The following is a 10034-nucleotide window of genomic DNA, read 5'->3' on the forward strand; positions in this document are numbered from 1 at the left end:
TATGAAAGCAAAATATATTATGATATTTGCCGGACTTCTGTTATTAAGCGGATGCAATGACAACGAAGTCTTTGAGAAAGAACAGTATAAACATGTATTCTCTTTCATCTGCAATACCGACCATGTATCCCAAAAGATGTTCAATCTCTCGGATACACTTCGTACGGGTTATATCTCATTATCAATGGGTGGTTCTAATCCAACAGATGAAGATGTTACGGTAAAGATCGTTAAGGCGCCCGATATATTGAGCCAATACAATCTTAGTCAGTACGAGTATTCTGTAGACAAATATGCAAAGATGCTGCCTGCAGCAAACTACGAGCTCTCCACACTCACATGTGTAATCAAAGCAGGTGAGGTAAATGGAGTAATTCCTTTCACCGTGCATCCGGAAGGACTGTCGCCTGACAGCGTATATTATCTGCCATTGAAGATAGACAGCTATGATAACTACGAAGTTAATGCTTCGAGAAATTACCTGTTATACCAAGTGCAGATAAAAAACACATGGGCGACAGGCACAACCAATGGAACCTCATATACAATGTCAGGTTTACGTTATGAGAACGGCAGCACTACGCCTATCTCCGTTCCCGGTACCAAGGCGTTGTATCCGATAACGGCAAAAACTGTAAGAACCATGGCCGGCAACGAGGCTTTCGACAGCAAAGTATCTAATCTTGATTTGTTTGCTATCTGTCTCGATATAGCCGATGACGGCAAGGTAACCATTCGTCCGTATAAGGATATTATGATAGAACAGCTCGACGGAGATACCGATTATCCTAACAAGTACTTCCTTGAAAAGACCGATTATTATACGTATCACAACTTTCTTTTGCACTATAAGTACAAATCCGGCAATAATTGGTATGAAATAAAAGAGGAATTACGTGCGCAAGTGATAGCAGATTAATTGTAAATTAAAATGATCAAAACAATGAAATATATAGGTAAAATCATCGTATTTTCCATTTCCGCACTGGCAATTTTCTCTTCTTGCGACAGCTATGACAGAACGGAAGTAACCAACGAAATATATGTCAATAAAAGTTCATTAACCCTATTTGTGGGACAGAAAGATACGCTTCTGCTGAGTCCTACGAGTGGCAGTACAGCCGAGTGGACAGTATCGGATACTGATGTAGCTTCTGTAGAGAACGGAGTTGTTACCGCTATCGGAGCAGGTAATACCAATATCACCGTGAAACGGGGCAATGCAACTTTCACAATAGCCGTGAAAGTAACCGAAAAGTATGCTCTCACGGATATCACTCTTACGGCAAGCACGTTGTTTGGCGATTATGTTGTAGAGCTGTTGCCGGGCCAGTCAAAGAAGGTAGAAGCCTCTATGGTGCCCGGAAATGCCAATGATGTAGCCGTAACAGACTATGCATGGTGGTCGGACGACGAGTCGATAGCTCGCGTATATGCCGATGGCACCGTGATTGGAGTTAAGGAAGGCACTGCCAAAATACATTATCGCAGAGGTACGATTGTTAAAGATGTAAGCGTTTATGTATCTTCTACCAACCCGTTCCGCGGCCCTCATGTGCTTTCGAAAGATGCAGTTATCGAACTTCCTTTTATCGACTTCGATTTCGGTGGCAAGGATGTAGCTTGGCACGATACGAGTGCCGGCGATGAAGGAGGCGGCAACTACCGCACGAGTTATGGCGATAACAACTCTAAAGATGTAGATGTGGAGGGTACCCGAAATATCGGATGGACAGCTGACGGAGAATGGCTAGTTTATACGCTCGACGTAAAAGACGCCGGTATTTATACGATGGATGTAAAAGTATCGGGCAATGGAGGACAGATGCATTTCGAACTCGACGGCGCAGATGCAACGGGTACTCTCAGTATTCCTGCTACCGGCGGGTGGGGAGACTTCCAATATAAAGTGTCGTGCGATATAGAAATGACCAAAGGACGCCATAAACTGAAGGTTTGTATGGACAAAGCGGCCTACAACCTGCAGTATATGAAGTTTACATTTGCTGAATAAACTTGTCTGGACAGAACGAAACGAGCATCCCGCCGATACATTGTATCATATATGGCGGGGCGTTGTTTCGTTTTGTTTTCTTATGTCTGTATACAAAAAGATACGTCACAACTCATCTTCGAGCTGTGACGTAAAATCTATGTTTAACTAAAAATTCTTTTTCAAAGTAAATGAAAACCTCACGGTCTCCATTGTTACCTGTTAAACAATCTGTTTAAAAAATTACCTTAAACTAATAACTAAAAACCTAAATCTATTACTACTAACCTAAACAATCTATTAACCTTTTGACGATGCAAAGGTATAACGTTTTTGCTGTGTCCGCAAACAAATCGTGCAAAAACATCCGTTTTCCGCCTCTTTTTTGACTTATATCAATATTTTTGTGTGCGTACACAACCGATATGCAGTATTTCTGGATCCGGTAGATGGAGATACCGTCCGACAATGATGCATAGCGGATATCCGCTATATATACTGTTTGTATTGCATAAATCTTATGTCTATTTCTTATAAATGGAATATCTGCGCTTAATACAAGCGCTGTTTAAATTTGTAATCTTTATCCCCCGTATCTATCGCATGTGGCAAAGGTTTTTGGTGTGTCGGCCGCATGCTGTTTGCAGAGCAGTCGATTTACTGCAATTTCGGGTATGTATGCCATTCGAGTTCCGTTTATTCGTCATCCGTCTTGCTTTTGTCGGTTAAAAATAGGAGGTGTAAATTTTGACAGCTCACCGAATTGATGTAACTTTACCCCGATAAATATAATTTATGCGGATACTGATTGTAAATACGAGCGAAAGGACAGGCGGGGCCGCTGTTGCCTCGGGCAGACTCATGAATGCACTCAATAATAACGGCGTAAAAGCCAAAATGCTGGTGAGAGACAAGGAATCTGATCATATTACAGTGGTGGGGTTGCGCCATTCGTTGCTGCAAGAATGGCATTTTCTGTGGGAAAGATGGTGTATTTTCTGCCACTTGCATTTCTCACGTAAGCATCTTTTCGAAGTCGATATTGCCAATACGGGCACCAATATTACCACTTTGCCCGAGTTCAAGGAGGCGGATGTAATTCATTTGGAATGGATTAATCAGGGCATGCTTTCGCTGAACGATATCCATAAGATTATTGCCAAAGGCAAGGCTGTGGTATGGACAATGCACGATCTATGGCCGGCCACGGCAATTTGTCATTATGCCCGTATGTGTTCTTCGTTCAAAACAGAGTGCCATCGTTGCCGTTTATTGCCCGGAGGAGGTTCTAATAACGACCTTTCAAAACGGGTGTGGAGGCGCAAGGCAGCCGTCTACCGCAACAGTAACATACATTTTGTGGCCTGCAGCCGGTGGTTGGAGCAGCAAGCCAAGCAGAGCAGATTGCTCCAAGGAATGCATGTAACGAGCATTCCCAATCCTATCGATACGAATATTTATCATCCTTTAGACAAACAGGAGGCGCGTTTGTCGGCAAGACTTCCGGTCGATGGCAGGCGTATTATCCTCTTTGTGTCGCAACGGGTAACAGATGAACGCAAAGGAATGGCCTATTTTATCGAGGCGATAGAGCGGCTCGTTGTGGTTTATCCTGCCATAAAAGAGCGGTTGATTGTGGCTGTTCTGGGCGGACATGCCGAAGATATTGCCGGTAAACTGGCATTGCCCGTCTATCCGTTGGGCTATGTGAATGACGAAAAGAAGATTGTCAGCGTGTATAACTCTGCCGATGTGTTCGTATTGCCGTCGCTTGAAGACAATCTTCCCAATACGATTATGGAGGCCATGGCGTGCGGTGTGCCGTGTGTGGGGTTCGATGTAGGTGGCATACCCGAGATGATCGACCATGAAACCAATGGCTATGTGGCCCGTTCCAAAGACTCGGAAGACCTGATGAAGGGCATTCATTGGGTACTCGGCGATAAGACGGATTACGCTTTGTTGTGCCGAAAAGCTGTACAAAAAGTAAACTCTGCCTATTCGCAACACAGCGTTGCGCTGAAATATATAGAGGTATATAATCAGGCTATGGCGTTTAAACGTTATCATATATGATCAGTTTTTCGGTTGTAACCTGTACGTATAATGCTGCCGGAATGGTAGAGCGCACGCTTACAAGTGTGTTCGAGCAAACGTATCCCCATGTAGAGCATCTTATTATTGATGGGGTTTCCAAAGATGAAACGATGGTTAAGGTGACGGAATATAAGGAAAAATCGGATGCGGATGGTGCACTTCACAGTGTTATTGTGATATCGGAACCCGACAAGGGGCTGTATGATGCGATGAATAAGGGCATAGACAGGGCTACGGGCGGCTATATCGTATTTCTTAATGCCGGCGATGTATTCCCTTCGTGCAGTACGCTCGAAATGATTGCGGGCTGCGTGGGCGATGCCGAGGCATTGCCCGGAGTGCTCTACGGCGATACGGATATCGTGGACGAGTCGGGGCGATTTCTACGTCATCGGCGCCTCCATCCGCCTGTCGGACAGCTCTCTTGGCGGTCGTTCAGACAAGGTATGTTGGTGTGTCACCAAGCGTTTTATGCGCGTACAGATCTTGCTAAAGCAATACATTACAACCTTTCTTACCGTTATTCTGCCGATGTCGATTGGTGTATTCGTATTATGAAAGAGGCCGAACAGAGGCATCTTGTTTTGAAAAACGTACAGATGGTGGCAGTTAACTACCTTGATGGAGGCATGACTGTGCAAAATCATCGGGCTTCGTTGCAGGAACGTTTCCGCCTTATGTGCCGTCATTACGGTTGTTTTACGGCCGTAATAATGCATGTATGGTTCATTGTCAGAGGGATTGTTCGCAGGTGATTTCTTTCTACATGAGCAAAATAAAAACGCCTACAAGAGTTATTCATGCCAGACAGAAGGATAATCTAACCGTATCATAAGAGCTTAGCTCGCCTGTTTACTTATACATACATCGTAAAAGCAATATCATTTGAGAGGTTTTATACAAGCTAAACGTCTATAATACAACAATTTAACAATCATCATGAATCAGTCATCACTCGTCCCTACTCCCCTCCTCCGTAGGGAGAGGAAAAGATTCACACTTATTATTCATCTTTCATCTTTCATCCTTGCCCTATCCTTGTAACAGAGCAAAAGAATGCCTCCGCACATCAAAAAAGGTTTCATATCTCTCATGAGATATGAAACCTTGCGGTGGGCGTTGACGGATTCGAACCGCCGACCCTCTGCTTGTAAGGCAGATGCTCTAAACCAGCTGAGCTAAACGCCCATATATCTATGCCTAAAAAGCGAGTGCAAAGGTATACCTTTTCAATGAGACGACCAAACATAGACACCGCTTTTTTCATTATTTTAAGAATTTGTTTTCTTACATAATTCACAGACATTTATTGTATTTTCGCTGCAGCGACCGAATTTACATGCTTTTCGTAGACATGCAAACAATACTGCCCATCATCTACATTCAGACTACAATTTGTAAAGATCGCTGGCAGCTATGAGGTCTACTTTTTTATCTTCGAGTATTTTCTCGCAACTTTTTAAATCGGTAGGTCGGATAACGATATTTGCAGAATCGCCATTGGCAAAGGAATACATATATTCGATAAACACGCCATTATCAGACAGATACTTCATTACCAAGGCCAAGGCACCGGGCGTATTGGGACATGAAAAGCCAATAACATCGGTAATCTTGACGGCAAATCCGGCGCGTTTGAGTTCTGCATAAGCCTTATCCGGATCGGATACAATACAACGGAGAATGCCGAAATCGCTGTTATCGGCAATGCTCATGGCACTAAGATTGACCTTTGCCTTGCCTAAAATATCGGTTACTTCGGTCAGTCTTCCCGACTTATTCTCTAAAAATACTGATAACTGTTTTGCAAGCATATTGTTATAATATTATGAGGTTATTCTATAATTTTCGGTTATCGATGACTCTCTTCGACTTGCCTGTACTGCGTTCTATACTCTTGGGCTCCACCAGTTTTACGTTAAAACCGAGTCCGATAACGCTGCGCAATTCGTTTACAAGCCTCTTCTGCAATCCGACCATTAAAGACATTTCATCACTGAAATACTCATCTTTCACCTCTACTTTCAGCTCCGCGGTATCGGTGTTATTCTCCCTATTTACGGTAAGCAAATAATGAGGTTCGAATTCTTTCAGACTCAAAATAACCGTTTCTATCTGTGTAGGAAATACGTTGACACCACGTATAATAAGCATATCATCGCAACGTCCGAGTATTCTGTCCATTCGAACGAACGTACGTCCGCAGGAACATCGGTCGTAATGCAGGGCCGTAAGGTCGTGCGTACGATATCTAAGTAACGGCATTCCTTCTTTTGTCAGATGTGTGAAGCATAACTCGCCTATCTTTCCCTCGGATAATTGTTCGCCGGTTTTGGGGTTCACTACTTCCGGGTAATAATAATCTTCGTTCAAATGAGTGCCATGTTGGCATTCGCACTCATATCCTACTCCCGGTCCGGCAATCTCACTAAGTCCATAGATATCATAAGCTTTGATGCCCAATGTCTTTTCAAGCTTGGAACGCATATCCTCTGTCCACGGTTCAGCACCGAAAGCGCCGATACGTAACTTAAATTCGTTTTTGGGAAAACCGGACTCTTTCAAGGTTTCGCCCAAGAACAAAGCATAAGAAGGGGTACAACAAAGGGCTGTGGCACCGAAATCGTGCATAAGCGTTATTTGCTTCTGTGTATTACCGGAAGACATGGGAATAACGCTCGCACCGATATTTGTGGCCCCGTCATGAGCCCCTAAACCTCCAGTAAACATACCATAGCCATAGGCTATTTGGAAGATATCGTTCTTATCGGCGCCAAAAGCAGTAAAAGCACGTGATATGGCTTCTGTCCACGTTGCTAAATCGCGACGGGTGTAAAGAACAACTACGGGCTTTCCGGTTGTACCCGAAGAAGCATGAATACGCACAATCTGGCTCATAGGAACAGCCGCAAAACCGAACGGATAATGGTCGCGTAAATCTAATTTATTTGTAAACGGAAGTTTCACGATATCATTAATATCGCAGATATCATCGGGATTAAGGTCTATTTCTTGAAACTTCTTCCGATAAAACGGCGTATTATGATATACATAATCCACCATCTTTCTCAGCCGTCGACTTTGTATCTCGCACAACAGTCCGCGCTCCATACACTCCATACTCTCATTCCAAATCATAGTTTAAAGTAAGTTAGTTGTTCCGTTTACAAAAGTAATAAATAATGTCGGAGCAACCTCTATTTAGAAAAAAAATATCCCTGCAATCCCGAAAGATTACAGGGAAACACCCCTCGTGGGCGTTGACGGATTCGAACCGCCGACCCTCTGCTTGTAAGGCAGATGCTCTAAACCAGCTGAGCTAAACGCCCCTATTACTTGTCGTAAGCGTTTGCAAAGGTAAAGCATTTCGGATAAACGGCCAAACTTTTGAGTGTATTTTTTTTCTATTACACCCAAATCTTGTAACTTTGCAATACATTTAACAGACAAATTATTATAATATGGAAAAAGTAGTTAGCGGAATACGCCCAACTGGAAACTTGCACCTCGGCAACTATTTCGGCGCAGTAAAGAGCTTTGTGGAAATGCAAGACAAATACGAAAGTTTGTTTTTCATAGCCGATTGGCACTCTTTGACAACACGTCCAAAGCCGGAAGATATCCAAAACAGTGCACGTATCATCCTTGCGGAATACTTAGCATGCGGCATAGATCCTGAAAAAGCACCTATATACATACAGAGTGATGTAAAAGAGACGCTCGAACTTTACCTATTTCTTAATATGAATATGTATTTAGGGGAATTAGAACGCGTAACTACATTTAAAGAAAAAGCACGTAAACAGCCTAACAACGTAAACGCCGGATTGCTAACTTACCCTACACTGATGGCAGCTGATATTCTTCAACACCGTGCAGAAAAGGTACCTGTAGGTAAAGATCAGGAGCAGAATATGGAAATGGCACGTCGGTGTGCTCGCCGCTTCAATAACATATATGGAGTAGAGTTTTTTCCGGAACCTCAAAGTTTTTATTTCAATGCTACGGCATTGAAAGTTCCCGGACTCGATGGTAGTGGTAAGATGGGAAAGAGCGAAGGTAATTGTATATATCTGCACGATGACGATAAAACAATCACTAAAAAGGTGATGAAAGCGGTTACTGACAATGGTCCGCAGGCTATGAATAGTCCTAAACCGGAAGTAATAGAAAATTTATTTACTTTCCTTAAGATATGTTCTACACAAGATACATACGATTTTTTTAATGAGAAATGGAACGATTGTACGCTACGCTACGGCGATTTGAAAAAGCAAATAGCAGCAGATATTTGTAAAACAGTGGCACCGATACGTGAAAAAATTCTCGAATACAGTGCTGACAAAGAATTGCTCGACCGAATTGCTCGACAAGGTGCCGAAGTCGCACGTGAAAGTGCAACGGCCACACTACGTGAAGTACGTCGGATCATCGGTTTCCGTCCATAATATTACGAAGTTGCAAAAAGTAACTATCATGGTAGCATAACAGAATGGTTATTACTTGATACAAGTTATGCTTAATATACGAATAGGAGGAAAAACAATTTGTTTTTCCTCCTATTCGTATATTGAATATTCATACATCACTAAATCTATTTTCATAAATAAACGGTTTTGCATCTCTATAACATTTAATATATCCAAAATGATTTAAACAAATAGCCGAAAAAAGGGTATCCCGTATTGGAATACCCTTTATATCATTAAGGAAATTATTTCGAATATTACTCTGTAACTTCAACAGTAGCACGACGGTTGAATGATATTGGTGAAAGTTCATCTACACCACCATTACCCTTTGTTGTGATATTGTCGCGACTAATACCAAGCTTAACAAGTTCGTTAGCTACAGTCTTTGCACGCTCCTCAGACAACCATTGGTTGTGTGCCGGTTTACCTGTTGCGCTATCTGCATAACCGTTTACAAGTACCTTAGAGTTCTTCTGCTTAGCATACTTAGCAAGTGCCTGTACGTTTACAAGGTCTTTCTGTGAAGCAATGTTTGTCTTGTTAAGGTTAAAGAATACAGAAACAGGAGTTGTAACGAATTCCTTAACAGCAGCAGGCTGTTCTACCGGTTTCTGGTTTGCAAGAAGCTCCTTCAGACGAGCATTTTCTGCATTTGCATCGTTAAGCTGTGCATTGAGGGCATCAATCTGAGCCTGAGAAAGTGCTTTAATAGCATCTACATCAGGAACCTTATTCCAAGTTGCTTTGCCAAGATTAAACGTCAGACCAACCTCACCATAGAAGTTGTTGTCATGAGAATCCCAACCACGTCTACCATTTGTACCGAGAACACCATCGATATCATTCTCAAATCTGTTCCATCCGAGTTCGAGATTAATTGCTACATGACGGCTTACACGGAATTCATTCAGGATACCAGCACTTAAATCCATTGCATAAAGATTATGTGTCATACTGCGACCAACACCACCACCTACAAATGGAATGAAGTTCCAAACGCGAGAAGGATTATAACCGCAAAGCATGTTACTTACATTGAACAGGATATGTTCATTCAGCACCCAATACTTATTGCAGTTACCTGCATTGTTATCATCAGTAACACTTTTACCCCAAATACCTTGCAATTTCGTACGAAGACCAAGGCCCGGTGTAAACCATTTACCGATTGCAATTGCAGCACCCGGGTTAGAACGGAACTTTTTAAACGGACTCTTTGCCAGATCCATTCCATGTTCTTCTGCAGAATACCAAGCATTCCAATTGCCACCTACTTGGATAAACCAATTACTCCAGAATGAATTTGTGGCAACACTGTACTTCTCTACGGGATCTGCATCTTGTGCCATAGTAGCCATAGATACACCAGCAAATGCCAATACAATTAATAACTTTTTCATAACCTTTTTTATTTAATAATCAAAAATTTATCTTTATTCGTACTATAATCGATTTGCCTGCAAAGTTAATAA

The 10034-nt window shown here is 42.4% G+C and carries 8 protein-coding genes and 2 tRNA genes; 5 read left to right on the top strand and 5 right to left on the bottom strand.

Translation table 11 applies throughout. The features are described 5' to 3' along the window. Position 1: 1 nt before the first annotated feature. The 4 genes from HMPREF0663_RS03080 to HMPREF0663_RS03095 all read left to right on the top strand — a co-directional run bounded on the left by HMPREF0663_RS03080 (position 2) and on the right by HMPREF0663_RS03095 (position 4845). Positions 2–919, top strand: coding sequence for a BT_3044 domain-containing protein (locus HMPREF0663_RS03080; protein WP_004368699.1), 918 nt, complete (start codon positions 2–4; stop codon positions 917–919). Positions 920–943: 24 nt separating this feature from the next. After that, positions 944–2014 carry a carbohydrate-binding protein gene (locus HMPREF0663_RS03085; protein WP_016665343.1) on the top strand — a complete coding sequence of 357 codons (1071 nt, stop codon included), beginning with the start codon at positions 944–946 and terminating at the stop codon, positions 2012–2014. Between the two features lie 774 nt (positions 2015–2788). After that, on the top strand, positions 2789–4069 hold the full coding sequence (locus HMPREF0663_RS03090) for a glycosyltransferase family 4 protein (protein WP_004368701.1): 1281 nt from the start codon (positions 2789–2791) through the stop codon (positions 4067–4069). After that, the gene (locus HMPREF0663_RS03095; RefSeq protein WP_004368702.1) at positions 4066–4845 is read left to right on the top strand and encodes a glycosyltransferase family 2 protein; all 780 of its coding nucleotides are present in this window, start codon (positions 4066–4068) and stop codon (positions 4843–4845) included. The genes HMPREF0663_RS03090 and HMPREF0663_RS03095 overlap by 4 nt, the downstream gene beginning before the upstream one ends. A gap of 358 nt (positions 4846–5203) precedes the next feature. Here HMPREF0663_RS03095 and HMPREF0663_RS03100 read toward each other — a convergent pair. From HMPREF0663_RS03100 to HMPREF0663_RS03115, 4 genes are all read right to left on the bottom strand, one after another. Beyond that, positions 5204–5278 (bottom strand) — tRNA-Val (locus tag HMPREF0663_RS03100). Between the two features lie 200 nt (positions 5279–5478). Then, on the bottom strand, positions 5479–5904 hold the full coding sequence (locus HMPREF0663_RS03105) for an ACT domain-containing protein (RefSeq protein WP_004368703.1): 426 nt from the start codon (positions 5902–5904) through the stop codon (positions 5479–5481). A 25-nt stretch (positions 5905–5929) separates the two neighbouring features. Further along, on the bottom strand, positions 5930–7228 hold the full coding sequence (locus tag HMPREF0663_RS03110; protein WP_004368704.1) for a phenylacetate--CoA ligase family protein: 1299 nt from the start codon (positions 7226–7228) through the stop codon (positions 5930–5932). Between the two features lie 116 nt (positions 7229–7344). Continuing rightward, positions 7345–7419, bottom strand: a tRNA-Val gene (locus HMPREF0663_RS03115). A 132-nt stretch (positions 7420–7551) separates the two neighbouring features. Between HMPREF0663_RS03115 and trpS the strand changes: the two genes are divergently transcribed. Continuing rightward, positions 7552–8538 carry a tryptophan--tRNA ligase gene (gene trpS / locus HMPREF0663_RS03120; RefSeq protein WP_004368705.1) on the top strand — a complete coding sequence of 329 codons (987 nt, stop codon included), beginning with the start codon at positions 7552–7554 and terminating at the stop codon, positions 8536–8538. A 278-nt stretch (positions 8539–8816) separates the two neighbouring features. Here trpS and HMPREF0663_RS03125 read toward each other — a convergent pair whose 3' ends face one another. After that, complete coding sequence (locus HMPREF0663_RS03125; RefSeq protein WP_004368706.1) at positions 8817–9962, bottom strand: OmpA family protein; 1146 nt, start codon at positions 9960–9962, stop codon at positions 8817–8819. Positions 9963–10034 lie beyond the last annotated feature (72 nt).

It is taken from the genome of Hoylesella oralis ATCC 33269, assembly GCF_000185145.2.
GTDB classification, from domain to species: Bacteria; Bacteroidota; Bacteroidia; order Bacteroidales; family Bacteroidaceae; genus Prevotella; species Prevotella phocaeensis.

Excerpts from the sequence above, each read along its gene's own strand:
- HMPREF0663_RS03095 (WP_004368702.1), top strand. The coding sequence starts at position 4,066 with ATGATCAGTTTTTCGGTTGTAACCTGTACGTATAATGCTGCCGGAATG.
- HMPREF0663_RS03090 (WP_004368701.1), top strand. The coding sequence starts at position 2,789 with ATGCGGATACTGATTGTAAATACGAGCGAAAGGACAGGCGGGGCCGCT.
- HMPREF0663_RS03105 (WP_004368703.1), bottom strand. The coding sequence starts at position 5,904 with ATGCTTGCAAAACAGTTATCAGTATTTTTAGAGAATAAGTCGGGAAGA.
- HMPREF0663_RS03110 (WP_004368704.1), bottom strand. The coding sequence starts at position 7,228 with ATGATTTGGAATGAGAGTATGGAGTGTATGGAGCGCGGACTGTTGTGC.
- HMPREF0663_RS03085 (WP_016665343.1), top strand. The coding sequence starts at position 944 with ATGAAATATATAGGTAAAATCATCGTATTTTCCATTTCCGCACTGGCA.
- HMPREF0663_RS03080 (WP_004368699.1), top strand. The coding sequence starts at position 2 with ATGAAAGCAAAATATATTATGATATTTGCCGGACTTCTGTTATTAAGC.
- HMPREF0663_RS03125 (WP_004368706.1), bottom strand. The coding sequence starts at position 9,962 with ATGAAAAAGTTATTAATTGTATTGGCATTTGCTGGTGTATCTATGGCT.
- trpS (WP_004368705.1), top strand. The coding sequence starts at position 7,552 with ATGGAAAAAGTAGTTAGCGGAATACGCCCAACTGGAAACTTGCACCTC.